This is a genomic window from Desulfogranum japonicum DSM 18378 (assembly GCF_000429945.1).
In the GTDB taxonomy this organism is placed as follows: Bacteria; Desulfobacterota; Desulfobulbia; order Desulfobulbales; family Desulfobulbaceae; genus Desulfogranum; species Desulfogranum japonicum.
Genome location: NZ_AUCV01000008.1, coordinates 121580 through 147653, shown reverse-complemented (window position 1 = coordinate 147653; position 26074 = coordinate 121580). Strand labels below are relative to the sequence as shown.

The 26074-nt window shown below is 45.3% G+C and carries 22 protein-coding genes and 1 pseudogene; 8 read left to right on the top strand and 15 right to left on the bottom strand.

Features of this window, described 5'->3' with window-relative positions; all coding sequences use genetic code 11:
- The first annotated feature begins 298 nt into the window (after window positions 1-298).
- Window positions 299-469 carry a hypothetical protein gene (locus tag G493_RS33350; protein WP_153306449.1) on the top strand — a complete coding sequence of 57 codons (171 nt, stop codon included), beginning with the start codon at window positions 299-301 and terminating at the stop codon, window positions 467-469.
- Between the two features lie 312 nt (window positions 470-781).
- On the opposite strand, the gene G493_RS0107285 is transcribed toward G493_RS33350, so the two are convergent.
- The 3 genes and pseudogenes from G493_RS0107285 to tatC all read right to left on the bottom strand — a co-directional run bounded on the left by G493_RS0107285 (window position 782) and on the right by tatC (window position 4242).
- Window positions 782-1792: an NAD-dependent epimerase gene (locus G493_RS0107285; protein WP_028579847.1), complete on the bottom strand. Its 1011-nt coding sequence runs from the start codon at window positions 1790-1792 to the stop codon at window positions 782-784.
- A gap of 302 nt (window positions 1793-2094) precedes the next feature.
- A complete protein-coding gene (locus G493_RS0107280; protein WP_028579846.1) occupies window positions 2095-3375 on the bottom strand; it encodes a class II fructose-bisphosphate aldolase in 1281 nt (426 codons plus the stop codon).
- Window positions 3376-3478: 103 nt separating this feature from the next.
- Window positions 3479-4242, bottom strand: a pseudogene (gene tatC / locus G493_RS0107275) (twin-arginine translocase subunit TatC).
- A gap of 505 nt (window positions 4243-4747) precedes the next feature.
- Between tatC and G493_RS0107265 the strand changes: the two are divergent.
- Both G493_RS0107265 and G493_RS0107260 read left to right on the top strand, forming a co-directional pair.
- Window positions 4748-6130, top strand: coding sequence for a sigma-54-dependent transcriptional regulator (locus tag G493_RS0107265; protein WP_028579843.1), 1383 nt, complete (start codon window positions 4748-4750; stop codon window positions 6128-6130).
- Window positions 6131-6306: 176 nt separating this feature from the next.
- Window positions 6307-8037 (top strand): two-component system sensor histidine kinase NtrB, encoded by a 1731-nt coding sequence (locus G493_RS0107260; protein ID WP_028579842.1) that lies wholly within the window; start codon window positions 6307-6309, stop codon window positions 8035-8037.
- Window positions 8038-8229: 192 nt separating this feature from the next.
- Here the strand turns inward: G493_RS0107260 and G493_RS28270 are convergent, their stop codons facing one another.
- The 5 genes from G493_RS28270 to G493_RS0107235 form a co-directional block, all read right to left on the bottom strand.
- The gene (locus G493_RS28270) at window positions 8230-11403 is read right to left on the bottom strand and encodes an efflux RND transporter permease subunit (protein ID WP_051309100.1); all 3174 of its coding nucleotides are present in this window, start codon (window positions 11401-11403) and stop codon (window positions 8230-8232) included.
- Window positions 11400-12554: an efflux RND transporter periplasmic adaptor subunit gene (locus G493_RS0107250; RefSeq protein WP_028579841.1), complete on the bottom strand. Its 1155-nt coding sequence runs from the start codon at window positions 12552-12554 to the stop codon at window positions 11400-11402. Before G493_RS0107250 ends, G493_RS28270 begins: the two co-directional genes overlap by 4 nt.
- A complete protein-coding gene (locus G493_RS0107245; protein WP_035273933.1) occupies window positions 12551-13903 on the bottom strand; it encodes an efflux transporter outer membrane subunit in 1353 nt (450 codons plus the stop codon). The genes G493_RS0107250 and G493_RS0107245 overlap by 4 nt, the downstream gene beginning before the upstream one ends.
- 37 nt (window positions 13904-13940) lie before the next feature.
- The gene (locus G493_RS0107240) at window positions 13941-14462 is read right to left on the bottom strand and encodes a hypothetical protein (RefSeq protein ID WP_028579839.1); all 522 of its coding nucleotides are present in this window, start codon (window positions 14460-14462) and stop codon (window positions 13941-13943) included.
- Between the two features lie 317 nt (window positions 14463-14779).
- The gene (locus G493_RS0107235; RefSeq protein WP_028579838.1) at window positions 14780-15271 is read right to left on the bottom strand and encodes a hypothetical protein; all 492 of its coding nucleotides are present in this window, start codon (window positions 15269-15271) and stop codon (window positions 14780-14782) included.
- 278 nt (window positions 15272-15549) lie between these two features.
- On the opposite strand from G493_RS0107235, the gene G493_RS0107230 reads away from it, so the two are divergent.
- From G493_RS0107230 to G493_RS28255, 5 genes are all read left to right on the top strand, one after another.
- Window positions 15550-16014, top strand: coding sequence for an RNA polymerase sigma factor (locus G493_RS0107230; RefSeq protein ID WP_028579837.1), 465 nt, complete (start codon window positions 15550-15552; stop codon window positions 16012-16014).
- A 7-nt stretch (window positions 16015-16021) separates the two neighbouring features.
- A complete protein-coding gene (locus G493_RS28265) occupies window positions 16022-16621 on the top strand; it encodes a glycogen-binding domain-containing protein (RefSeq protein WP_035273878.1) in 600 nt (199 codons plus the stop codon).
- Window positions 16622-16629: 8 nt separating this feature from the next.
- Window positions 16630-16971 (top strand): hypothetical protein, encoded by a 342-nt coding sequence (locus tag G493_RS0107220; RefSeq protein WP_153306448.1) that lies wholly within the window; start codon window positions 16630-16632, stop codon window positions 16969-16971.
- A gap of 155 nt (window positions 16972-17126) precedes the next feature.
- Complete coding sequence (locus G493_RS31910; protein ID WP_028579834.1) at window positions 17127-18053, top strand: hypothetical protein; 927 nt, start codon at window positions 17127-17129, stop codon at window positions 18051-18053.
- A gap of 239 nt (window positions 18054-18292) precedes the next feature.
- On the top strand, window positions 18293-18844 hold the full coding sequence (locus tag G493_RS28255; RefSeq protein WP_051309099.1) for an NUDIX hydrolase: 552 nt from the start codon (window positions 18293-18295) through the stop codon (window positions 18842-18844).
- Between the two features lie 156 nt (window positions 18845-19000).
- Here G493_RS28255 and murA read toward each other — a convergent pair whose 3' ends face one another.
- From murA to G493_RS0107175, 7 genes are all read right to left on the bottom strand, one after another.
- Window positions 19001-20287: a UDP-N-acetylglucosamine 1-carboxyvinyltransferase gene (murA, locus tag G493_RS0107205; RefSeq protein WP_028579833.1), complete on the bottom strand. Its 1287-nt coding sequence runs from the start codon at window positions 20285-20287 to the stop codon at window positions 19001-19003.
- Window positions 20288-20541: 254 nt separating this feature from the next.
- A complete protein-coding gene (gene prmC / locus G493_RS0107200; RefSeq protein WP_035273876.1) occupies window positions 20542-21387 on the bottom strand; it encodes a peptide chain release factor N(5)-glutamine methyltransferase in 846 nt (281 codons plus the stop codon).
- Between the two features lie 21 nt (window positions 21388-21408).
- The gene (prfA, locus tag G493_RS0107195) at window positions 21409-22482 is read right to left on the bottom strand and encodes a peptide chain release factor 1 (RefSeq protein ID WP_028579831.1); all 1074 of its coding nucleotides are present in this window, start codon (window positions 22480-22482) and stop codon (window positions 21409-21411) included.
- 77 nt (window positions 22483-22559) lie between these two features.
- Window positions 22560-22769 carry a 50S ribosomal protein L31 gene (rpmE, locus tag G493_RS0107190; RefSeq protein ID WP_028579830.1) on the bottom strand — a complete coding sequence of 70 codons (210 nt, stop codon included), beginning with the start codon at window positions 22767-22769 and terminating at the stop codon, window positions 22560-22562.
- A 96-nt stretch (window positions 22770-22865) separates the two neighbouring features.
- Window positions 22866-24113: a transcription termination factor Rho gene (rho, locus tag G493_RS0107185; RefSeq protein ID WP_028579829.1), complete on the bottom strand. Its 1248-nt coding sequence runs from the start codon at window positions 24111-24113 to the stop codon at window positions 22866-22868.
- 398 nt (window positions 24114-24511) lie between these two features.
- Window positions 24512-25138 carry a dephospho-CoA kinase gene (coaE, locus tag G493_RS0107180; RefSeq protein WP_051309098.1) on the bottom strand — a complete coding sequence of 209 codons (627 nt, stop codon included), beginning with the start codon at window positions 25136-25138 and terminating at the stop codon, window positions 24512-24514.
- Entirely contained in the window at window positions 25131-26045 is a 915-nt protein-coding gene (locus tag G493_RS0107175) for an RluA family pseudouridine synthase (protein WP_051309097.1), read from the bottom strand. Before G493_RS0107175 ends, coaE begins: the two co-directional genes overlap by 8 nt.
- Window positions 26046-26074 lie beyond the last annotated feature (29 nt).

The following is a 26074-nucleotide window of genomic DNA, read 5'->3' as shown; positions in this document are numbered from 1 at the left end:
AGTCAGACAGTTCGATATCTTTCATTTCTTCGAAGAAGCCTCTTGGCATGATGCAAATGAGAATTCGAGGCAATTTCCACTTCACTCTTCTGAGTCTATGGGTATTGCCATATTCCATTGCAGCGCAAAACGAAATGCCCCATTTAGAAACCTTTAAACAAGCATCATACACATAGGCAGCCGACTTACCATTAAAGGGTATGTCGGCGAGCTGGTCTTTCCCCCTTGCACGTGCAAAAGCTGTCCTTAATAGCGGTGATGTGGATGGAGAGTTTCCGTCAGCCGGGACATCATCGCCATGGATTCCATACTGTTTTCAAATCCTTTTGCCAGTGACCAGCCAGGGTTACTTATCAGAAAAAAACTGCACAGCAAGGGCCTTTCTCCAGGGACAGTAGTAGGTGTTGTCCGGGAAACAGTCCTACCCAAGGAACTCACAGATTCCTTACCATTCAGAATAGAAACGTAGCCACGGAAAATGCAGTTGGCGAACTTTTAACTCAGGCCCGTGAAGATAAAAATAGCACTGGCGCTGCTATGCAGGAAGCCGAGAAAACTGGAAACCGGATGTGTTTCGTATAAAACAGCAAACTCAAGAGCAGTTTTAATAACTGCAAGTTACCACTGCTCAGCTATTATAGTATCAGAGGCAGGTTAAATGAACCAAGACACTGCCGCATTGCATCTTCACCCTGCCAAACGATCACAGATGAGATGCAAGGACAGCCGAACACGGCGGTATCTACAGTGAATTCTATGTTCGACTATCTCTGCCAGCTCTTCATATCCTGTAATATGCACGATACCAATCCACAAACCGTTGTACACCTTCCTCAATGGTTGTTTGCGGTTTAAAACCCACTTCACGAATAAGATCATCTACATTGGCATAGGTAGCCGGGACATCTCCATCCTGCATCGGAAGAAAATTTTTCTTTGCCTCAATGCCAAGACAGTTTTCCAGCACCTCCACATAACGCATGAGTTTTTCTTTGTTGTTGTTGCCTATGTTAAAGACTCGCCAAGGACAATAGCTGGTTCCCGGATCCGGACTGTCTCCCTGCCAATTCGGATTAGGCTCAGGAACATGATCAATCACGCGAACTACCCCTTCCACGATGTCATCGATATAGGTGAAATCCCGTTCCATATTTCCATGATTAAAAATATTGATCGGCTCTCCGGCAATCATTGCCCTGGTAAAGAGAAACAAAGCCATATCGGGGCGGCCCCATGGGCCATAGACAGTAAAAAAACGGAGCCCTGTGGTGGGAATATTAAACAGGTGGCTGTATGTATGCGCCATCAGTTCATTGGCCTTTTTGGAGGCTGCGTACAGAGAGACGGGATGATCCACATTGTCGTGCACAGAAAACGGCATTTTGGTATTGGCACCGTACACTGAACTTGAGGATGCATACACCAGATGTTTTACCCCGCCATGTCTGCAGCCTTCCAGAATATTGACAAAACCAACAAGATTCGTATCGACATACGAATGAGGGTTAATCAGTGAATACCGAACACCAGCCTGTGCAGCCAGATTGACGACTCCGTCAAAGGAATATTCTGTAAAAAGTTCTGCCATTCTGGCTCGATCAGCCATATCAAAATTGACATGGCTGAATAAAGGATTCACCGTCAGTTCAGCCAGGCGATCCCTTTTCAATTGGGGGTCATAATAGTCATTTAAATTATCAAGCCCTACGACTCTTCTCCCCTGCTCCAACAGACGTTTTGCTAAAGCGTGACCAATAAATCCGGCAGCACCGGTGATTAAAATAGTTTTCATGTATTTCTCAACAAGCCTTTATCTCAACTCCCTGTATGTGCAACTGATTACAGGGTGTTTGAGATTTTCGCAACCAAGCTGACGCAGCGTATTGGGCATACGTAAGCCGGGCTATCGCGGAAAGATCAAATGCACTGTGATCAGTTACCAGGAACTATCCAGACTATGCTATGTATTTATCAATAATTCAGTTAAACAGTACAAATTCAGGTCAACAGCGTTAAAAGCGATTCTGGAGAAGGTACACAAAACCAGTACCCACACCAGAAGCGCTCCTGTGCAAAACCGGAAAAAATGATTAATCAATCGTCAAAATCCCCTTCCGGCCCTTTATCAGTATCCAAGGCAGCAGCCTTTGTCTGTATTTTTTCAGGAGTCCACTCATCAATAGACTCAATACGACCAACTTTAGGCCCAACATCATAACTGCCGGCATCAAGAATACATTCAACACCATAGTGGGCAGTGTCACCTGCGTTAAACACCTCTGTCAATAAAGTGTAGACAAAATCTTCTACCCTTCTCGCCATACGTTCCCGAATGGATCGAGGCTGACCTAAAATTTTATTTTCAAACGCCAGGTTCAACTTTTTATAATCACCTTTCTTCCACCCCTGTGCATCCGCATAAGCACGCATCTCCTGCCACAGCTCTTCACTGACGCCTTCACCTTTCACCTTTATAAAATTGCCGTCAGCATCCATAGAAGCATTGCCATAATCATTAACAACCAGGCCCCAGGAAATCATCTGCAATGCCGTAGCTACATTGGCTTTTGTTGAATTAGTCATTCCGGCGATGGCCCGTAACCTGTCGGAATTATTTCCTGAAGTTCCATGCTGGGCCCCTGATACGCCATACCTTTCCAACGCCTTATGAATCTCTGCTGTCAATTCAACCTGAATGCCTTGTGCAGATGCTTCAATTCCATGGGTTGTTCCATTATTCAGCGCAATCCAATCCGGAAAAACATCATGGGCATTAAGTCCCTGAATGAGAAAAAGAGCCTCCTCGCTTGATGAAAGCCCCTGGGTTCCTTTTATTTCACCCACCTCAGTTTCAAATCCAGCCCAGGCTGGTACCTGTTTAGCCAGTTCTATACTCGCCAGCAGATTCTGGTCATCAGGCATATGGGAAGCATCAATAGCTATTGATGTTATTCCCGCATCTATCACAGAAGGTATCTCCTGTTGTGCAAAAGGAATGTCGTCCATGCTTTTTATACCATAATGGTCGGCATGAATAGCCACAGGAACCGTGATGCCGAGCTGATTACACAGGGCGTCGACCTGGCGTGCTATATTCCAGTAGTTAACCCCGCAATATGCTGCGGCACCTCCTTCGGAACGGGCAATCTCGATGATTATGGCGGAGCGGGCTCTCTGTGCTGCTTTCAATGCTCCACGGATTATCAGGTGGCTACGACCGTTAGCAGCAATGGTCATGGCCTTACCCTTTGCAATCATGGCTCGATCAATAACCTTTCCGCTTACCAGAAGTGCTCTGGAATGTGGAAAAAGCTCTACAATGTTTGGTGGACGTCCAATTTCGAGTGCTTTTTCAAAGTCGGCATAATAGGACATACTAACCCTCCCTGAAGGCAAGAATTCGGCATTTGCGCTGGTAGAGACCAACGTCATTTTGTTGTGCGGAGTGATCCAGGCACATCAAGATATTAGCCTGAAATTACTCTTCTTGTTGCTCTGAAAAACCAAGAAACGGCTTGCGTGCAAAAAATGACACCGCCACAATACTTACTTCGTACAAAATAATTAGGGGGCCAGCCATGAGACACTGATTGACCACATCGGGTGTGGGGGTCAGAATTGCTGCAACGATAAAGGCAATGAGTAAAGCATACCTACGATTTTTCTGCAAAAATTGTTTGTTCACAACACCAATTTTAGCAAGAAAAACCATAAAAACAGGTAACTCAAAAACTACCCCAAAGGCAAGTAATAATCGCAAGGCAAGAGAAAAGTATTCACTCACTGCAGGCATGGGTTCCAGAAAATCATTGGAGTAGCCTAGCAGAAAACGGAATGCAGGGGTTAAAACCACAAAATAACAAAAAGCCGCTCCACCGACAAAACATGTTGTTGAGATGACGGTGAAAGGCAATACTATCCGTTTTTCATGCTCATAGAGCCCTGGAGCAATAAATTTCCATATTTGATAGAAGATAATCGGACAGGCGAGAAAAACGCCGCAGACAAGGGCGAGCTTCAGATAAAAAAAAACCCTTCCTGGTAGGAAATAAAAATCAAAGACTTAGTTTCAGGTAACACCTTTATTAAAGGAGCGAAAAACCATTCTGCAATGGGATGAATAACTCCATAGGCTGCACCAAACCCAACAATGACAGCAAGAAGGGAAATTACAAGGCATGACCTGAGATCGGTTAAATGCTCGCTCAAGGTTTGCTTATTAAAATTTTCTTGATCACTCACAAATACACTGTACTCCTTGCATGAGAAAAATATTCATCGGGCTGACATCAGGTTAGCGATGAAACTGTCTTTTGTGTGCCCGACACTCGTGCACCTGTTTTTTTCTTTGACAGCACAACCTGGAACAAGTGCCATAAAGGCTGAAATTTCTTTGGGTGTTCAATATAAATATATAAATTGTTTATCCTACCGCATCTCCATACACTTGTAAACCGATACTGTGATAGTGATTGACTTGAATAGAGAGCGCAGGCTACACTGGCTTTAAGGTAGTGGATAATGTATTTTTTTCACTACCCTTTATGAATGATTTGATTTGGCCCGCATTTCTCACAGGTGATTTTTTCTGCGGCAGATAGACTTCGGATACACGGCAAAATTACTGTCCTGCAATTGGTCGAAACAAAACTGATGCTGCGAGCTTGAGGGGCACTTGAACACTCCGATTCGCCAATCAAATACAGTCACAGGTAATACGCTACGCACTTTTTTGACAGGAAATAGTATGGCAACTTTGCTCGTTGTAGACGATGAACTCAGTATGCGGCAATTTCTCACAATTCTTCTTCAAAAAGAAGGCTATGATGTTATAACCGCAGGCAATGGCCGGGAAGCTCTTGATATAGTCCTCCAAAAGGACAGCAAAGTGGATCTGATTGTTACTGATATTCGCATGCCTGGCATGGGAGGTCTTGAACTCCTTTCTTACATTAAAGAACATGACAGCTCCATCGGTGTGGTAATGATTACCGCTTTTGCCAATCCTGAAGATGCTGTGGCCGCCATGAAACATGGAGCATTCGATTATATCACCAAGCCTTTTAAAGTCGAGGAAATCACTGCTGTTATCAGGGCCGCCCTTTCAAAAAAAGACGGAGCTTCTCAACAAAGGACCGAATGCTTTCCAGAAATCATCGGGCAAAGCCCGGAGATGCTTAAAATCTTTGATCTGATTAAAAAAATTGCTCCAACTCCTGCCAATGTACTCATTCTTGGAGAGTCGGGAACAGGAAAAGAATTAGTGGCACAGGCCATTCATAATCACTCACGGGTCGCACAGCAACCCTTTGTACCGATCACCTGCAGCGCCATCCCTGAAAGTCTGCTTGAGAGTGAACTGTTCGGTCATGTCAAGGGAGCGTTTACCGGTGCCATTGCAGATAAAGCCGGCTTATTTCAACGTGCAAATGGTGGTACGGCTTTCCTGGATGAAATAGGAGAGCTGACACCAATTATCCAGACCAAACTCCTTCGGTTTCTTCAGGAACGAGAATTCATGCCTGTTGGTTCAACTCAAACCAAACAGGTTGATGTTCGAATCATTGCTGCAACCAACAGAATACTGGAGGAAGAAATAATATCCGGTCAGTTTCGGGAAGATCTTTACTACCGTCTCGCCGTGGTTCCCATACGGGTTCCACCCCTTCGAGAGAGAAAAGGAGACGTTCCTCTTCTGGTTAATCATTTTCTTAAAAAATACAGTGAACGTCTCGGTAAAGAAGTGCAAACGATCTCCTCTTATGGGTTGGAAGTGCTCATGGAATATGATTTTCCAGGTAATGTCAGGGAACTGGAAAACATTATTGAGCGCGGCGTGGCTATGGAAGCGTCCAACATTATCTTACCGGAAAATCTAATCCTTTCCGCACATCGAAAGAAAAAAGGTTCAAAAGCCCAAAACACCACGAAACCGGCACTCTTTGTGGCTGCTGAAAATGAAGATGAGCTTTTTGAACGTGGTCTGGAAGACATCCTGCAAGATCTGGAGCGGCAGATGATCCTGTACGCGCTGGAAAAAGCAGACAACTCAAAGATGCGTGCTGCTGAATTATTGAAAATCAGTTTCCGCAGTTTACGTTATAAAACCAAGAAATACAAAATCGATTGACAGTCATATGTCCCGTTCGCCTGCATGTTGCCACAAACTACTATTTTGCTCATGAAAAGATAGGCTTGAAAAATGTATAAGCACAGAACATCTATAGGCTGTTACAATCGTTTGTGATTCGATATCAACTATCCCGTACACTATTGTACTTGTTTCATCCACATTTTGTAACGCTTATGAACTCAGCTTATGCCTGGAAAGACCTTTTTTCACCGGTCCTCGATACTGAACAACAGTTGAAACGCCATTTGCTTTCCCTGCTTCTTGTTCGTATCCTTCTTTATGCGACCCTGCTCATTATAACCACTCTGTTGCACGTTAAAGGCCACGATGGAATATTGCCACCACATGGCATTATTATTACATTCATGCTTGTGCTCACCGGCTACTCAGCGGCCTCTGCTGTTTACCTCAGGCGACCAGGAATATCTCTTCGAAAATTCGGAGTTATCCAGCTTCTTTCTGATACACTGTTTGCCGCGCTGCTGGTATATGGCACAGGATGCAGTCAATCCATATTTACCCCGGTCTTTATTCTTCCCGTTATAGCTGGAGGCCTCATTTTATATAAAATAGGTGGCCTCATCCCAGCAGCTTCAGCCACCATTCTGTATGGTGGTATTTTATATATGGATTATGCAGCTATCATTCCCGAATACCTGCTGACAACTCCATATAAACCAATGTTTAACCCGCTGACCGGTTCAAACCTCTTCGCCATTCATGGCATCACCTTTTTCGTTGCAGCCCTTGTCAGTGGTCAGATAGCAGGTAGATTGAGAACAACGGAAAAGGAACTGTCAAAAACCACCCTTGAATATGACCGTCTGTCTCTTTTATACAAGCAAATTTTTGATGATATTTCCACTGGCATCATAACTACCAACGAGCAGGAGCATATTACCTCATTTAACAATGCTGCCGAAAATATAACCGGATACTCAAAAGGCCAGGTGCTTGGACAACTGTTTACCACCATTTTTCCAGATATCTTGTTGGACAAACCGCAAACCAGAAAGGTGTGTGACCTGAGACGAGGAGATGATCATTCATCAATACGGGCAGGCTATTCTTTTTCTTACCTCCACATGCCTTCAGCTGACTCAGGTGAAACGCCTCCAAACATGTGGAAAATTGTAACAATTGCCGATATCAGCCAGGTCGAAAAAATGGAAAAACAAATCAGGGAAGCGGAAAAAATGGCTGCCATCGGTGAATTAAGTGCATCCATCGCCCATGATTTCAGAAATCCCCTGGCAGCTATCTCCGGTTCTGCACAAATTCTCGCTGGAACACAGGGTGATGGAGAAATCACTGACCCGGAAACAGTACGCACTCTTATGGCAATAATTCTCCGTGAATCCAACAGAATGGCAAGAACAATCACAGATTTCTTGCAATTTGCACGGCCTACAGCACTGCATCGGGAATGGTTTGATGTTGAACGAATGGCAGCTGAAGTACTGCAACAGTCGGAATTGGGAAAAATCGGTTTGGACTCACAGACAATCCTGCAAGATATTGAAACAAATCTCCACTGCTGGGCTGACCTCCAGCAAGTGCAGACTGCACTCAAACACCTGTTGGAAAACGCAAGAGCCATGGCAGAAGACCTGCAGGCAGTCATCGCCATAAAAGCTTCTGAAAGACAGATACAAGGCCACGCCTTTGTTTGTATAGAAGTCTGTGATACAGGCCCAGGTATCCAAGAAGAATTACGGGATAGAATATTCGAGCCATTCTTTACAACCCGTGAAAATGGAAGCGGCTTGGGACTTGCCATTGTGAAACAGATTGTCGATAATCACCATGGTACGATTGAACTTACGCATAATGCCGTCTATTCCTGTATTGTTCGTATTTGCCTGCCAACCCCTTGCCCGAAAGAAAATCTGAGCAGCAGGTAAAGAGTGTCTATCCATAAATAAATATTTTTGCTCAAGTTCAGATAAGCGCAGACTCCGGGGTATGCGATACATTTTACTGTAAACATAGAGTTGATATCGGAGTCTACACTTACCTTCGAAGATAACATTTTGAGCATACCGCAAAAATCAGGAAAAAAAACAGTTATGGATAGACACTGAACATACTGCTTTTCATATTTTTTTTGCCTGCTGCCCTGCTGTTGTCAATTTCTCCTTGATTCTAACCATAAGAGACGCCACATCATGCTGAATCATCAGAAGAGACGGAATTAAAATCAATGTAATCACTGTGGCAAATAGTATACCATAGCCAAGAGAGACCGCTGCTGGAATAAGGAACTGTGCCTGCCTCGTTTTTTCACCAAGAAGCGGCATGAGTCCTGCGTAGGTAGTACAGGAGGTGAGCAGTACGGCCCGTAATCGGGACCGACAGGCAATACCAATCAGTTTTTCAGGGGCGCTGCCATGATTTTCTTTTCTCAGGCTGTTGAAACAGGTTACCAGGAGAAGACTGTCGTTGACCACAACTCCGCTCAATGCAATGATGCCATTCAGGGAAAGAATGCAGAGCGGGAGATTGTTGTACCAATGCCCAAGAATTGCTCCCACCACTCCAAAGGGGATGGCCATCATGATCAGGAGCGGCTGCACGTAGGATTTGAGTGGAACCGCCAGGAGAACATAGATGATAAACAGAGCCATGAGAAACATATTGATCATTGAGTGCTCTGTTTCAGCCTGCTGCTCGGCTTCTCCTGCAAAATGAACGTCGAGCCCGGGATAGTGACGTTTGAGTTGCACTACCAGTTCCTGCTGCACTTTGGTCACGAGTTCAGTGGCAGACAGCATCTCCTTATTTATATCTGAAGAAACATAGACCGCCCTTTTACCGTTAATGCGATCAATCGTGTCCCTTGTATATCCATAGGTCACGGTTGCCACCGAATCAAGTGGCAACACCGTATTGTCGCTGGTACGGATATTGGCCATAAGCACATCGGCAGGGTTTCCCCTGCTGGATTCTGGATAGCGAACCTTAACTTCGATTTCATCACTGTTACGCTGATACCGCTGGACTATCTGACCGCTGAATGCCTGATAGATCTGTTGGGAGAGCATATCTGTAGTCAGCCCCAGAGCCCTTCCCTCTTGGTTGAGTTCAATATGCAGCTGGGGCATGCCCGGTTCCAGGTTATCTTCAATGCCACTGACGGCTGGTATATCAAGCAGATAAGTCTTTACCCATTCTCCAGCTGCAATTAGCTCCTGGTCGTCATTGGAACGTAATTCCATTCTGAAAGCATCAATGGTGTTATGTCTGGACTGGATTGAGACGGTCCTAGCTCCTTCCGGCTGCCCCGCAAGCTCCCGCCAGCGATTGGTAAAGCTTTTGACATCATAGGGGCTGTCAGGGGCAAGCTCCACTGTAATTTTGCCGGACCTGTCAGCCTCGGAGAGAACCTGGAGGCTGGCAATGCCTGATGCTGCGCCGTCACCTCGCAAATCTTCATCTGCCTGAAGAGCCTGTTGCTCCAGCTGAGACAACGCCGCGTGTGTTTGCCCGTAACTGGCATCGTTCTGCATTGCCAACTGACCGTTGATGGTATCGCCGGGAACATCCGGAAAAAAGCTGAGGCGGACCTTCCCTGTCAGCGGCATACTGACGACAAGTACAAACACGACCAGAAAGAGAATGGAAATCGTATAACGATGGGAAAGGGAACACTCAATCACGCGGCGGTAGATTTGTTCATTGAACCATTCCAGACAAAAATCTGTTGCAACCTGCACCTTTTGCCAAAGCGCAAGATAGGGGTTGCCGATTTTGCTCCGCCTGGTGTTGAGATGACTAAGATGAGCAGGCAGAATCAGCTTTGACTCGATCAGGGAAAGAAGCAAACAGACGGTAACCACTGTTGCAAACTGACTATATAGCTGGCCCAGGCGACCGCTGAGCTGGGTAAGAGAATAAAATGCCGCCACTGTGGTGAATACACCGAAAAGAGTTGGCACAGCCACAAGCATGGTGCCTTTAATGGTGCTTGCCTTGGTATCGCCTTCACCACGCCGGACCGTATACACACTCTCACCGATGACAACCGCATCATCGACCACAATGCCGAGTGCCATAATGAATCCGAAAGTCGTAAATTCATTCAGGGTGAGATCGATACATGGTATCCCCATAAAATAAAGGGTACCGAAGAAGATGAAAGGCAAGCCCATGGCCACCCAGAATGCGACAGTGAGGTTGAGACAAGCTGCCAGCAGGACAAACACAAGCACTATACCGCTAAACGCGTTCTTTCCCAGCAGTGCCAGCCGCTGTTTGATGTTTATCGAATGATCATGCCAGGTTGCCAGCTCAACACCTGTTGGCAATTTACCGCCATCACGCCACTCAGTGATTACCTCAAGGGCACCGGAAACAGTCTCGGTTATATCATCATCGTCAGACGCGATAACCTGCAGAGCCACGGAATTAACACCATTGAACCTGGACAGAACAGAGGTTGAATCATCAAACAGGTCTGCTACCTCTGCAACATCACCCAGGAGGACCTGATGACCGTTATTGGTTGTAAGCAGAGGAATAGCTGCGAATTCTGTTTTGTAGTATGCCTGACTGGAGGATTTAAGCTGCAGATACACGTTATCGCCATTGAGCACGGCACTCATGGTATCCGAAGAGGTGGCGTTGACAGCACTCTCCACATCGGACAGTGATAAGCCGTACGCCTGTAGCTTTCCTTCATCGATCTCAATGACCATCATCGGATCGATCCAGCCGGCGGTATTGACCTGGCTGACATAGCTGTTGCTTAGGAGATCAAGCTTCAGCCGGTAGGCAAGATTTTGCAAGGTGGCTCTGTCCGCTTCGCCGTAAAGCTGTACCCAGATGGCATGCTCTTCCCTTTGGGATTTGCTGATTACCGGATTTTTAGCATCTGCCGGAAAAGTGGAAATCGCATCAATCTTATCTTTGACATCATCAAGCAGGGTCTCAAGGTTATAGTCATCGAGCTTTTCAACAGTTACCGTGGCACCACTTGCAGTTGAGGCTGAGGTAAGATTTTTGATGCCATTCACACCTTCGAGTTGATCCTCAATCTTCATAGCTATGCCTTCCTCGGCCTGTTGGGCGGAGCCGGAATCATAGGAAACGGAAATGGTAATTGAGTTTGGTTCCGTTGAAGGAAAGGATTCTCTCTGCAGGTTAGCCGCCTGCATGACGCCCAGCACGATAACAACTATCATCAACAGGTTTGCTGCAATTGGGTTTTCGACAAACCAGCCAATAATCCCATAACCGTCACCCCCCCTCAGCTTCCCCGAACTGTTCATAGTTTAACCTCCACCGGATGCACGTTCATGCCGGAGACATAATTTGACAACGGATGAACCAACACCTGTTGTGGTGAATCGCCAAGGCTTTCCGGAACCTCGATATATATTTTGTCAAGGTTGCTGAAGACAAGGTTTGCCGAAAACTTATCCAACGTACCATCCACTACATACCATATCTCACCACGCTGACTGAGCGCAGACATCGGCAATCTCCAAAGATTGTCAACCTCTTTGCCATGAATTTCAATCTGTACAAAAATGCCTGGAAGCAACGGCGTAGATCTGCTGAAAGGATCAAGGACTTCTACCACCACGTCTCTCTGCCGGGTTGCCGTATCAACGCTACGCTCCACCCGGTTGACACTGCCCTCCCAGGAATAATCGCTGTCAACAGCGCTGATCTTCACGGCATAACCTGAGAGCTCAGGTGGCTTCGGCAAATTATCCCAATTTCTGGTGGACAGCGGTACGGAGATTTCCACCTTGTCCACACTGTAAAACGATCCTATAGTTGAACCTTCCTGCAGATAACTGCTGGGAGAAACATTACGGGCGACCACCAGACAATCATAGGGGGCGTATACTTCGGTCTGGGCAAGTTTGTCTTCTGCAAGTTCCAGGGCTGCCTTACTGCTTGCCACCATCGCCTTGGCTGCAGCAAGTTGCGGTCTTCTCAAAACAAGTTCCGAATCAGGTTCCCCTTCCAACCCAGAAGATTCCCATTCAGCCTTTGCCTGAGCCATCTGTCGTTCTTCTTCAAGCAGGTTAAGTTTGTTCTGCTCCAGGTCGCTTTTGGCGGTGGCTACATCTGCGAGATATTTTTTATTATCCAACTGGACAAGCAACTCACCTTTTCTAGAAATATTGCCTGATTCAAAAGATACTCCAACCTTCTTCACCCTGCCACTTACCTCTGCTACCAGACTAAGGGAATAATGCGGTACTGATTCTCCGTATCCCGAAATCGTAGCCATATAACTTCCGGGACTCGAGGTAACCACAGAAACATCCGGGAGTACGATATTTTCCGCCTGTTTTTTCGCGCCTTCCGTTTTATTCTCTCCCATATCAGCCCTAACATACAGAACAGCCACCCCAAGCAAAAGCAAAGCAAACAGAGGCGCAATCCACTGTATCAATCGTTTCATAATTCCGTAACTCCTAAACCAAGCGCAAGTCCGAGCTGAATACGGTTCGCCAGTTTATTGTAAACAAGATCATCCAGTTCAAATTCCAAATCATACGTTGCTTTCTGCACGCTCAATAAATCTAGAATATCAACCAGCCCCGCACGATAACTGTTTCTATAAGTGGCCAGGGAATTACGGGCACTTTTCAGCGCTGATTCGACAAGCACTATTCGTTGGCTCAGCTCCTGTTCATAGGCGAGTCCATTCTCGACCTCCCCAATGGCTGACAGTAACGTCTGCCTGTACACCTGATAGGTCTGGGCAGCTTCCAATTCAGCGATTTCAGCCTCTGCTCGTAATGTTCCCCCATGAAACAGCGGTGCAGCCAAATCACCAAGCAAGGTCCACAACGGATCAGCCAGCAAGAGACTTGAGGGAGAATCTCCTATATCTTCAAGTACTGCGGAGAGATTAATTTCAGGCAACAACTCTTTATATGCAACAGAAGTTTTGAGATCTGCAGACCGGATGGCATAATAAGCAGCCTTAAGATCAGGGCGCCTCCCCAGTGTTTGTTCCGGTACCTCGACGAGCGGTGTGAGAACTACTGGATAGTTTTCAGGTAGGTCAATGGTAAGAACCGTTGTCTTACCAAGCAGTATCTGTAATGTACGCTGGAGTCGTTTACGCGTTTCCTGATATTCAACCAGTGTTGCCCGAGCGGAAGAGGTAGCGCTGCGCGCACTGTCCAGATCCTGGAGGTCACCGAGTCCGCTGCGATATCGTGAGAGAATATAGTTCTCTGTCTTCAGCAACGTTTCCACTCGTCTTGTTTGAAGTCCGATATCATGTGATGTAGCAACGAGCTGCAGCCAATACCCCATTACCTCAGCAACAAGATCGTTTCGGGCAGCCTGCAACAGTGCTCTTTTCTCATTGACCTCCATATCGCCAGCCCTGGTTATATCTCGCAATTTACCCCAGATATCGAGTGTCCAGCTGACAGACAGGGCTCCGGTGTATAACTCCTCAGAAGCTTCTTCTTTCCCCATGGAAAGATCGGCATCGACCAGGGGTATCTGGTCTCCTTTGGCCTGCCTAAGCTCAACCTGAACAATCTGTAGATTAAGGGCTGCTTGCTGCAGGTCTGGGTTAGCAGCAAGAGCTTCATCTACAAGCATTCGCAGTTGCGGAGAATCAAACAGAGTAAACAGAGATGTGGCAGAAACAGCATCCTCTAAATTGTCGCTTTGCCAGGCAGGGAGGTGGTTAAGGTCCTCCTGCGTTAATACTGCATTCTCAGGGCCGATGTGCAGTCCACAGGCCATGAGTTGAAAAGTCAAAGCAATAAGCAAAAAGATTCGCATGACATTTTTTAAGGTAAAAATTTGCAAAACAATCAGTTTAAAGTAACAAAAGCGGCACACAGAAAAGAATCCCGCAAAAAGAGATAAGCAGCCCTCGTTTAAAATGACTGTTGCCAGGTATATACATCCAGAAAGAGGAAAGAGCTAAAAACAGAAGTGCAATAGCATACAGAGTCGTAAACCAATGCCTGCCGTCCTTGCTACTCACATGGTGTAAATTGTTAAACAATCTCAGAAGATATGGATGCTCACTTGCGGTATAAGTAGCAATACCTGTTACGGTATTATAACTGCCAGTAGCAAAGGATATGATATCGTTTTCCCCAGCAGTTACCTTAAGATCTCGAATGCGCAGTTCTCTACCGAGGGTGTTTGCGGCCAATCCCGGTTTCAGTGTTTTCTCAATGAGGATTTCGCTTTTAAGGAAACCGGTATCCCGGTAGGTTAAAAGAACTCCGCTTACGCAGTAAATAATGGTTAGCCCCACTACAAAAAAGCCAATGTCTCTATGGAGTGTACGCATCCATCTGGTTAGACTCAGTTTTTGTTTACGATTCATGTTTTTTCACCTGTGCATTAACGTTTTGTCTTATATCTGTTGCATCGCAACTTTTTTGGCAGTCATAGAGGGATTAACTCTTTAACTACACAAAACAATACTCTCCCTATTTTCAAGAAATGTGGAAAGAATGTGCAAATGCTGGCTATTCGCGCAGGTGATGTTACTTTTAGAAATATTTCAAATGAAATTTGCTACTTAGGTTGCATCAAAAATTTGCTTTTTTACACGTAGCAGTTGATGAAGATGGAAATAGAACTTGAGGTTTGATCATATGGTGGGGCCCGCCAGCCATAAGGCTGGCGGGTAGAGTGATCTCAGGTGTTGAGACAGTCGCCGGTTCCAGGTCCATTCCCCGTTCCGTCCAAGGGGCCGTCACCCGTTCCTGTTCCGTCACCAGGTCCGTTGCCACCGTTATCCCCTGACCCGGCATTGCCTCCACCGCCACCGTTACCGTTACCGTTCCCTCCGCCTCCATTTCCATTGCCACCTCCGCCACCTTTGGCAAGTAGCGGGCTGGAATCCAATTTTATGATCAAAGCAGTATCACAATCTCCAGGCCCGTTTGCCTCGCTTTGGTCACCAGATCCTGTTCCATCACCTGGACCATGCCCATTACCGGCAAGAAGGAAACCAGGATAATCTTTCATGATTGATGTAAGATCACAATCGCCTGGACCATAATCTCCGGTTGAATCTCCGCTACCATCACCATAACCGGCCGATTTTCCTTGACCTGCATATGTCGCAGTTGTCAGCATGAGGGTGGCGCAAGAGACAACAAACAATGTGCTGATCTTTTTCTTCATGTGTACACTCCTTTAATCGTGGCTTGAACAGATAATTCCCCAAACACCATGTTCAGAGAAATGGTTGTAAATCTGCCGTATTTCATGAGGTAAACGTAGAAGAAAAAAGAAGGTTACAGAATATTTTACATTTGATTATCAAATTTCCAAAAAAACCTCGGTATTCAATGTTAAAACAGCAAGTTAGACAACATCTTGTTGTGAAACACAAGATACTACTTACAATAAACCTTATTTTTTATGAAACCTTCACTCTCTTTTTCCGTTAGCATAGTATTATGGATAAATTTCGGGCATTCTATTTAGAAAATGGCGGGCGACTTTATCACTTTTTGCTACGGAAATCGTGCAATTCCCATGTAGCAAATGATTTGGTTCAGGAAAGTTTTACCCGTTATCTGGAAAAATATAAAAACCGGGAACTGAGTTTGGCCTTGCTCTTCACCATTGGCCGAAACCTTTTCCACGATTATATACGTCTGCAAAAACATGACGCGTCTTTAGATGTAGAACCTGTTGAGCCCGCGTCAGATCAGGAGAAGAAGTATATTGAAAAAGAGGAAGCGAGACGTGTTCTGGATGCAATGAAACAGTTATCACCGGAAGAAAGAGATATCCTAGCCCTCGTTGTTAGCAGCGGTCTAAGCTATGCTGATATTGCGGCCATCCACCAGTGCAGTGAAACAAATATTAAAGTAAAAGTACACAGGGCAAGAAAAAAACTAAGACAACTTTTAACCTGAATCTGCCATGGAAGACTATTTAATTTCTCAATTCATTGATGACGAACTTAATCTTGATGAGAAGATAACGTTCGTGGATAAGGTACACGACAGTCATCAATTTGCATGCGAAACCAAGTCATTTTTAGAGCAGGAAAAACTTCTGCACGGAGCACCTGAAAAATGGATGCCAGGACCGATTCCTTCTCAGGCAGTGCAGTTTTCCCTACAGAAAGCTCTCTCCTCTTGGTGGCAGCCAATAGCTAGCTTTGCAGTGGCTATGGTTATAGTATTTTTTATCTTTACAGGAACAGAGAAAGGTCCCCATGAAGAAATGGCAGGCGTAAACGTCACCCCTATTCAGAATAAAGCGGTTAACTATCGTTTTGTTCTCTATCAGGAGGCGGTGAAGGTTGAGATAATAGGCAGCTTTACTAACTGGAAAAAGGTGGCTCTGTTACCCACTGGCATTGGTAATTACTGGGAAATTACCCTGCCTGTAGTCCATGGGGAACATAAATATTCTTTCGTAGTGGACGGTAAGATGCTTTTACCCGATCCAACCGTAGCAGCACGTGAGCCAGATGATTTCGGTACAATAAATTCTGTCATAAAGGTGGAGACATAAAAATGGTTATGTTCTTTCAACGAAAAACGCTTCTGGCTGCTGCAATCTTCCTGATTTTTATTACTACCGGATGTTCAAAGCGGCACTACTTTATCATCCAATCGGATTCTATCGCGCTGTATTACCAGAATCCGGATGCAAGAGAAGTCCTTTTTGCCTCGTCCATCGACCACTTCACATTACACCCTGCCGCACATATTGACCACGGCATGTGGCGAATTACGGTACCTAAAAGAAGTAACTTTTCTTACTTCTATCTTATCGATAAGGTACCAGAAATTCCTGCATGCGAACTGACCGTTGTCGATGATTTCGGAGCGAGAAACTGTTTATTCGCTCCTGAAAGGTAACCTTAACAGTAAGCAATTGTTATATATGAAAATCATCATACAAATCATGAATCCAACAATAAAGGCAAACAATTGTTTGTGTTGTGGCAAGGCTGCAAAAAGCAACCATGCCCGTTGCATTGGTAACCGTCAGCTTTAACGGGAGAGATAATCGCATGAAAAACAGATCTATGATTCTCATAGGGATAACTCTTGCCTCTATTTTTTTTAGTCTTGCCGATCAGGCCGTAGCACAAGTGAATACTTTTAAGAATTCTGGTGTTTCAATGCCCTCTTCTAAAGACGGCATTGAAGAGGCGAATCTTCTGCAGGCAATGAAGGAATACAGGTTCAGCCAAAAAAACATTAACCAAGTGCGTACTATTGTTTCACTGGCAAAAAAAGAAAAGCTACCAATGGAACCTGTTACAAATAAGATCTATGAGGGCATTGCCAAGAATATTGATCAAGACAGAATAGTTGTTGCGGCTGAAACGGTGCGAAGTAGGTATGCAAATGCCTACAAAACAGCCCGGAATCTCTCTGATAATACGACAATACAGGAGACTCTTTGTGACCTTGTGGCCAACGCCTATGCTGCGGGGCTTAAGACTGAGGATTCCAGTAGGATAGTCGCCGCACTGCAGACAAGAACCAGTACAATGAATAAGGCTGATGCGGATAAGCTAACTATTCAGGTATGGACTACAGCACGTGCGATGGCCTATCGCTCTGTACGCTCAGAGACAATTGGTGAGATGACAGAAAATGCAATCAACTGTGGTTTTGGGGCTGCTGAAATGAGGCAGGTCAGAAATGCTTTTGAGCGCCAGGCCCGCTATGGTTCTGCAGAAAACGCTGCACGTAGTATTTCATCTAATATTTCAACCGGCAGGGAAACAGGAATCTCCGGCCGAAGTGCTGGAAGCGGTTCTGGTAATTCTGGAGGAGCGGGCAATAGCTCAAGTGGCTCTGGTGATTCCAGTGGATCAGGCAATAACTCAAATGGCTCAGGTAGTTCAGGTGGCTCCGGTGGCTCCGGTGGCGGTGCAGGAGGATCTGGCGGCAATTCTGGCGGCAGTGGTGGGTCAGGTCGACGATAGATAGTGTCTATCCATACATGAGGATTTATGTTCACCTTTGGGTAAGCGTAGAATCCGAGACATGCGATATCTTTTATCATAAACATATACCTGGTATCGGAGTCTTCGCTTACATTCGAGAATAGAATTTTGAGCATAACGCAATAATTGGGTAAGTAAGCGAGTAACGAGCTAACGAAAAAGCATGTATAGACAGGCACTAACTAACCAACAGGGCAGTAAAAAATAGATATTGAACAATGAAAGACGATATAGAGGTACACGGGTGGATATTAGCCCAAGAGAAGGAATTACTGAAAACACCGCTGGCAACCATCAGATCCGGTCCGGCAAGATGTCAAAGAACTGGCAGAAAAAAAGAATTTATCAGGTTTGATTTTTCCGACTGGGTAAATGTTGTTGCAGTAACCCCCATAGGGCAACTGGTCATGATACGCCAATTTCGCTATGGAAGCTGCCGTCCGGAGATAGAAATACCCGGCGGCATAATTGATCCAGGAGAAGACCCGATAACTGCAGGATGCCGAGAATTACAGGAAGAGACCGGATACAGGGGGAACCAGCCTGAAATTATAGGAAAAGTGTGCCCTAATCCTGCTCTGCAGGATAACTACTGCTATACAATACTGGTGAAGGATGCGGTTAAGTCTGATAACCCCAAACAGGATGACATGGAGGATATTGAGTGCTTCCTCAGGTCATATAAAGAAGTAACTGCTCTGGTGAGGCAAGGAACCATTGACCATGGACTTGTACTCAACGCGCTTATGTTTTACGCCATGACAAAATGACTTTTAACGTAATTGATCACAGGTATTCCACATAATCTCCAGTTGCTCGCTTTTACCTCTTCGATTGATCATAATTGCACAGATCCGAGGCATCAGAACACCGTTACAAGGCAAATGAAAGCAAGAAAATACCTGTGATCAGGTATGCTGTGTCCGCTATTCACGCACGCGTCTGATATTGGCTCCGAGCCCTGCAAGTTTTTCAATCATATTCTCATAGCCACGTTCCAAATGGTAGATACGCGATATTTCAGTCATACCGGAAGCGGCAAGTCCGGCAATAACCAGGGAAGCACTTGCCCTAAGATCCGTCGCCATAACTTGGGCACCGCTTAAAAAACCTCGTCCAACACCTCTCACTACAGCACTGCCGCCATCTATCTTGATATCTGCTCCCATACGTTCTAATTCGGCAACATGCATGAAACGATTTTCAAATATAGTCTCATGAATTACAGCAGCTCCGGTTGCCAACGTCATAAGCGCCATAAATTGTGCCTGCAGGTCGGTAGCAAACCCAGGATAAGGAAGTGTCGTTACATCCACACTGCGTAACCGGCAATGGTTCTGTCCATTATTTTCCGGGCAGCACACCTTAAAGCTATTGTTTCCCACTTCAATATCAACGCCGCATCTCTCAAGCTTTCCGGTAAGAGCGGGGAGGTGCCCAGGTATACAATCAGTGATTTCCACCTCTCCACCAGCAGCCGCCACTGCGATCATATAGGTGCCGGTTTCTATTCTGTCGGGAATAATAGTTGCTGTGGCCGCATGCAGACTCTCCACGCCATGAATAGTGAGACAGTCAGTATCTTTCCCTTGGATGTTTGCGCCCATGCTTTCCAGCATATCAATTAAATTTCCGATCTCAGGCTCTCTTGCTGCATTTTTAATTACTGTTTTGCCTTTGGCATACACAGATGCCATGAGTATATTTTCAGTGCCCGTCACCGTAGGTTTATCGAGGTATATGGTACCTCCTTCAAGACCACCATTTTCTGCACGTACTTCAACATATCCCTGTTTTAACTCAGTCACAGTGCCAAGTTGCTCAAAACCGTTTAAATGATAATTAATTGGCCGGGCGCCTATGGCACACCCTCCGGGAAGAGATACCCTGGCAAAACCTGATCGAGCGATGAGTGGGCCAAGAACTAGCACTGAGGCACGCATAGTTTTCACAAGTTCATAAGGTGCTTCAGCTGTGGTCAGATTTGAAGTCTCGATGGTTACAGTTGACCCGGTACGCTGCCAGTGTGCACCAAGAATTTCCAGGAGACGGAGCATTGTCCTTGTATCCCGTAAGTCGGGGACATTAGACAATGTATGTAAACCAGGTGCGAGAAGTGTTGCTGCAAGTAAAGGCAATGCTGCATTTTTTGCTCCACTCATTGACACTTTTCCGTAGAGCGGTTGACCACCATGAATGACTATCTTATCCATCTATTCCCTTTATTATGTTAAAAGTAAACCTGTTTGTATTCACATGCATTTTCGATGCGCGAAATTCTCGGTTCATTGATCGCCTCCCACCTTTGGAGATCAATAAAAATATATAAAAAACGACGAAGCTTCACTGGTCCAATGGTTGGCACTTCTGTGGGATACAGCCAACTGCAAAGACAAATCAAACAATGCAATTTGCGTGCCGTATTTTTCAGGTTGGTGCTAGCCACAGGCCGCAGATGATCAACCCTTTAAAGCCTGCCGTGGAAGACTCTATCCTTTCCGGACCAGTCCTGGGTAATCGATGTTTTTCGGTAATGCCCTATGTGAGAGGCAAGAGACAAAACAGATTCTGACTGGCCGGCTCCTATCTCTAAGAATAAAGATCCACCAGATCGCAAATATTGGGGAGCGCTGGTCAGTATGCGAATAATACTGTCCATACCGTCTTCGCCGCTGAAAAGAGCCAGATGCGGCTCATGATCTTTTACTTCAGGTTCGAGCTGATCCTGTTCGTTCAGCCCAACATAAGGTGGATTGCTGACTATAAGGTCAAACTGTTTTTTCGGAGCAATCGCGCTGAACAAATCGCAACAAAGCAGAGAGATCTTGTCAGTACACTCATGGTGGGCAACGTTCTGCCGGGCTACAGCCAACGCAGGCAAAGAAAGGTCTGTGGCAAGAACTCTGGTTTCAAGTTCCAGGGCCAGTATTGTAGCGATCACACCACTACCAGTACAAAGATCAAGTGCATTTGCACATGCGGTTCGATGAACTGATTGCAGCACGCACTCAAGCAGGAATTCAGTCTCTGGTCGGGGAATTAAGACATCTGGGCCTACAATAAAATCCAAAGACCAAAATTCACGTTGCCCGGTAAGGTGCTGCAATGGTATTCGACGACATCGGTGGGCAATAAGATTGGAAAATTTTTCCTGTTGATCCGGTGTGAGGTTATCATCAGAGGAGAGATACAGTTTTGCCCGCGAACATCCAAGAACATGCAGCATAATGAGCTCTGCTTCCAAAGAAGCTGCAGACACGCCACAGCCATGCAACTTTGCACTGGCCTGAATAAGGAGTTCTGATATTCGCATCCGAACCAGGTTCAACACACTTTAGGCATCTGCCCGTTTCAGTGCTTCTGTCTGGTAATGGGTGATAACAGGTATGATTACTTCTTCCAGGGCGCCAGCAATAACCTGATCCAGCTTATATACCGTAAGGTTGATACGATGGTCTGTAACTCGACCCTGGGGAAAATTGTAGGTTCGGATCCGTTCACTTCGATCACCACTTCCTACCTGATTCTTGCGGTCAGCTGAAATCTTATCGTGACGCTCCTGTTCCATTTTATCCAGCAAACGAGCCCGTAGAACCTGTAAGGCCTTTGCCTTATTCTTATGCTGTGATTTTTCGTCCTGGCAGGTGACTACCAGTCCTGTGGGCAGGTGCGTAACGCGAACAGCAGAATCAGTGGTGTTTACAGACTGACCGCCTGGTCCTGATGAACGGTAAACATCGAATTTTAATTCATTGGGTTCTATGTGCAGATCTACTTCTTCAGCCTCAGGAATGATGGCAACCGTTACAGCCGAAGTGTGTATGCGTCCCTGTGTCTCGGTATCGGGAACCCGTTGGACTCTATGCACCCCCGACTCAAACTTAAGCTTTGAGTACACACTTTTACCACTGATTAAAGCAATAATTTCTTTGAAGCCGCCGATTCCAATCGGGTTGGAACTCATAACCTCAACTTTCCAGCTTTGACTCTCTGCATAACGGCTGTACATGCGGAAAAGATCGGCTACAAACAGAGCGGCCTCATCACCGCCTGTTCCTGCCCGAATCTCAAGGAAAATATTCTTCTCGTCATTGGGGTCTTTAGGTAACAGGAGAACGCTGATATCCTGCTCGAGTTTGACCTTGTCCTCAGCCATTTCACCCAACTCAGCTTTAGCAAGTTCAACCAGCTCCGGATCTTCCCCTTCATCCTTGATCAAAGCTTTATTGTCATCCATTTCCTGACAAAGAGCCAGATACTTTCCATACAAAGAAGCAAGCTTAGACACAGTAGAATGCTCGCGAACAACTTTCTGGAACTTTTTCTGATCTTGAACAAGTGCCGGATCTGAGAGCTGGTGCTCAAGCACAGCAAGCTTTTCATCAATGTCACGAAGGTTGTCAAACATGCAGTTTATCCTGGGCTAAAGACAAAAAAATCCACATGACACAAGAAGAATGGGCCATGTGGATTAGAGAAAAAATATTACTTTTTGTTGAGATGCGCATATTTTTTCTTGAATTTCTCGATACGGCCAGCAGTATCCACCAATTTTTGTTTACCAGTGAAAAACGGGTGGCAGGCTGAACAAATCTCAACTTTCATTTCGGACATCACTGTTCCGAGTTCTACCTCGTTTCCGCAAGCACATACAGCTTTAATTTTATTATATTCTGGATGTATATCTGATTTCATTGCTCATTACTCCTTGTAAAATTTCTTCGCGCTTTTTTTGCACAAAAAAATAATAATATACCTTTTTTCCCAGTTTTTTTAAAGTAAAAATCACATTTACCGATTCATGGAGGCAAAAAATTCCTGATTGTTTTTCGTCTGAGACATTTTATCCAGGAGAAATTCCATAGCATCTGCAGGATTCATGGAAGAAAGGAGTTTGCGCAAAATCCAAATTCGATTGAGATCATCTGGTGGAAGTAAAAGGTCCTCTTTACGTGTACCGCTCTTTTGGATATCGATGGCAGGATAAATTCTGCGATTAGCCATTTTACGGTCAAGAACGATCTCCATATTACCGGTACCTTTGAATTCTTCAAAAATCACCTCATCCATGCGGCTGCCGGTATCGATGAGCGCAGTGGCAAGAATAGTCAAGCTCCCGCCTTCTTCGACGTTTCTAGCTGCTCCGAAAAACAACTTTGGCCTGTGCAGTGCATTGGCTTCGACACCACCAGAGAGAATTTTGCCGGAAGCAGGTGTAACGGTGTTATAAGCTCTCGCCAACCTAGTAATGGAGTCAAGAAGAATAACAACATCTTTTTTATGCTCAACCAACCGTTTAGCCTTTTGAATTACCATTTCAGCGACCTGAATATGGCGCTGGGGCGGTTCGTCAAATGTAGAACTGACGACCTCTGCATCTACATTGCGCTTCATATCGGTGACTTCTTCAGGACGTTCATCAATAAGGAGAACAATAAGATGGGCCTCCTTATGGTTTTTCACGATAGAATTGGCAATTTTTTGCATGAGAACAGTTTTACCTGTTCTAGGTGGAGCTACAATCAGGCCTCTTTGTCCTTTCCCCAAGGGCGCGGTAATGTTCATTACCCTCATGGAATAATTATCTGGAGAAGTCTCAAGGTTGATGAGTTCTTCGGGATGGAGTGGCGTCAGATTGACGAATGCGGTCTTATTTTTGGCAGCTTCGGGAGGCTCGTAATTGATTTTGTCAATTTTCAACAGGGCAAAATATCGCTCATTGTCCTTAGGAGCTCTGACTTCTCCCTCAATAGTATCACCGGTACGGAGGTTCAATCTCCGTATCTGAGACGGACTTACATAAATATCGTCCGGACCGGGAAGGTAATTGTAATCTGGAGCGCGAAGGAAACCAAATCCATCCTGGAGTACCTCAAGAACACCGCTCCCCCTGAGTTTTCCATCTTCATCTGCCTGGGACTTGAGAATGGCAAAAATAAGCTCCTGCTTACGCATATTGCTATAATCTTCAATGTTTAGCGAAGCAGCTAAGGCGACAAGCTCTTTAATTTTTTTATTTTTCAACTCAGTAGGATTCATCGACCGGTCTTTCCTCCGTATGGTCTTTCAAAGCGTCCATGAGCGACACCCATGCAGCTCAAGGGGAATAAACAGCGCTATTACAGAATATTTTGTTATCAACAATGAACGAATACATAACCGGATAGCCACTATATACTGCCTAGAAATCCTTCGACTGGTAGAGAGACGCGAAGTTCCTGTAAGAGGATACGTACAGCTAGTTGAAAAAATATGGCAGGGTCGTTTTGATGGTATGTTATATTGCCTGAACAGCAGATCAGAGGTTAAAGATGTGCCTCCCTGACCCTCTCTAGGCTTTCTATTCGTTATTGTTTTTTATATGAAATATCAGAACAAGAAATCAACAGTCATTGGAAGAATTGTTGAGGTGTATACAGCTAAATATTTGGTAAAGCTCATACTGTCAAGTTTTTTTTCTTGAACAGCCCTATTTCTCGTTCCAACAGAAGACAGAGATCCACCACCTTATTTCTAGTATCAGCCCATGCACCGTTATTGTCAACAATATAATCTGCCAAATTTACCTTTTTCTCGAGTTCCATCTGTGCATCGACAGATTGGCGAGCCTGCTCCTCATCTACTCCATCACGGGTGATTGTGCGTTGAATTTGTTTTTCACGATCTACGGCAACAACAACAATAGCGTCAAAGTCTTTGTCCCACCCAGCTTCATATACAAGCGGTACTTCCACAAGTAAAAACTGATCATCATATTGCTCGATTGCGTCAAGCAACGTTCTGCGCGCAATGGGATGAAGAAGGCTGTCGAGTTGCTCCCTCAGTTCGGGATCGGAGAAAAGAGCTTCACGTAACCGCTTGCGATCTACATGCCCAGATTCATTGAAATAGACATTCCCATATGTATTTTGGAGAGCATGCCATCCTCTGTGCCCTTTACAGAGTAACTCTTTACAACACTCATCAATATCTATACATGGCACGTTACAATAAGCAGACATGAGCCGGGCAACAGAACTTTTCCCACTGCCAATACCACCTGTAATGCAAATTACCCTACCCATGAGAACTGTCCAGCTGATCAAGATAATCTAGGGATTGGCTAAAATCTGACCACAATTCAGCGAAATAGTTCATCGTTTTGCCACTCACCGGGTGAGGAAAAACGAGTGTGTGTGCATGAAGCATCTGTCGCTCAACATGTTGGCCACCTAAAATGTGCTTTTTACCACCATACAGTAGATCACCAACTATCGGAGTATTAATGGAGGCCATATGTACTCTGATCTGATGGGTTCGGCCAGTCTCAATACGGACTTTAACCAGGCACATACCATTAACATATGAAGCCATGACCTCATAGTGGGAAATAGCATGACGCCCCCTCTCAACAATGGCCATTTTTTTTCTGTTAACAGGATGTCGTCCTATGGGGGCAACGATGCTCCCAGAATCCTTGACGGGACAATGCTCCAGCAAAGCATAATAGGTTTTGCTCACCGCTCGGTTCCTGAAAGCATCAGCAAGATTTTTCAAAGCTGTATCAGATTTGGCAACAAGCATGATACCAGAAGTATCTTTATCCAGCCTGTGTACTATCCCAGGTCTGGAATTTTCCAGACTTGGCAAGTTGCCAAATCTGTGCAGCAGGCCATTCACCAGAGTTCCATGCCTATGACCAGCAGCGGGATGTACAACTAATCCAGGAGGTTTATTGATTATGAGAAGATGGTCGTCTTCAAAAATCGACTCAAAATCAATGGCCTCAGGCTCCAACTCGCTAGGCTCGACAGGAGGGAAATGTACAGTAATCTGATCGCCTGGTCTGAGTTTATGACCAGCTTTTACAGACTGACCGTTAACAAAAATGTGCTTGGCTGCAATTAATCTGTTGATATACGATCTGGAAAGATCAGGATGTAAACGAACAATGCAGTGATCCAGACGTTGTCTGGCTTCATTTGATTGCACGTTGTGCGTCAAAACGCGGTCGGTATCAT

Coding starts and splice junctions, on each gene's coding strand:
- G493_RS0107235 (WP_028579838.1), bottom strand. CDS start 15,271: ATGAAGAAAAAGATCAGCACATTGTTTGTTGTCTCTTGCGCCACCCTC.
- G493_RS0107230 (WP_028579837.1), top strand. CDS start 15,550: ATGGATAAATTTCGGGCATTCTATTTAGAAAATGGCGGGCGACTTTAT.
- G493_RS31910 (WP_028579834.1), top strand. CDS start 17,127: ATGAAAAACAGATCTATGATTCTCATAGGGATAACTCTTGCCTCTATT.
- coaE (WP_051309098.1), bottom strand. CDS start 25,138: ATGGGTAGGGTAATTTGCATTACAGGTGGTATTGGCAGTGGGAAAAGT.
- G493_RS0107265 (WP_028579843.1), top strand. CDS start 4,748: ATGGCAACTTTGCTCGTTGTAGACGATGAACTCAGTATGCGGCAATTT.
- G493_RS28270 (WP_051309100.1), bottom strand. CDS start 11,403: ATGAACAGTTCGGGGAAGCTGAGGGGGGGTGACGGTTATGGGATTATT.
- G493_RS0107250 (WP_028579841.1), bottom strand. CDS start 12,554: ATGAAACGATTGATACAGTGGATTGCGCCTCTGTTTGCTTTGCTTTTG.
- G493_RS33350 (WP_153306449.1), top strand. CDS start 299: ATGGATTCCATACTGTTTTCAAATCCTTTTGCCAGTGACCAGCCAGGG.
- G493_RS0107260 (WP_028579842.1), top strand. CDS start 6,307: ATGAACTCAGCTTATGCCTGGAAAGACCTTTTTTCACCGGTCCTCGAT.
- G493_RS28265 (WP_035273878.1), top strand. CDS start 16,022: ATGGAAGACTATTTAATTTCTCAATTCATTGATGACGAACTTAATCTT.
- prmC (WP_035273876.1), bottom strand. CDS start 21,387: ATGCGAATATCAGAACTCCTTATTCAGGCCAGTGCAAAGTTGCATGGC.
- G493_RS0107285 (WP_028579847.1), bottom strand. CDS start 1,792: ATGAAAACTATTTTAATCACCGGTGCTGCCGGATTTATTGGTCACGCT.
- murA (WP_028579833.1), bottom strand. CDS start 20,287: ATGGATAAGATAGTCATTCATGGTGGTCAACCGCTCTACGGAAAAGTG.
- G493_RS0107280 (WP_028579846.1), bottom strand. CDS start 3,375: ATGTCCTATTATGCCGACTTTGAAAAAGCACTCGAAATTGGACGTCCA.
- rho (WP_028579829.1), bottom strand. CDS start 24,113: ATGAATCCTACTGAGTTGAAAAATAAAAAAATTAAAGAGCTTGTCGCC.
- G493_RS28255 (WP_051309099.1), top strand. CDS start 18,293: ATGAAAGACGATATAGAGGTACACGGGTGGATATTAGCCCAAGAGAAG.
- prfA (WP_028579831.1), bottom strand. CDS start 22,482: ATGTTTGACAACCTTCGTGACATTGATGAAAAGCTTGCTGTGCTTGAG.
- G493_RS0107220 (WP_153306448.1), top strand. CDS start 16,630: ATGTTCTTTCAACGAAAAACGCTTCTGGCTGCTGCAATCTTCCTGATT.
- G493_RS0107240 (WP_028579839.1), bottom strand. CDS start 14,462: ATGAATCGTAAACAAAAACTGAGTCTAACCAGATGGATGCGTACACTC.
- G493_RS0107245 (WP_035273933.1), bottom strand. CDS start 13,903: ATGCGAATCTTTTTGCTTATTGCTTTGACTTTTCAACTCATGGCCTGT.
- rpmE (WP_028579830.1), bottom strand. CDS start 22,769: ATGAAATCAGATATACATCCAGAATATAATAAAATTAAAGCTGTATGT.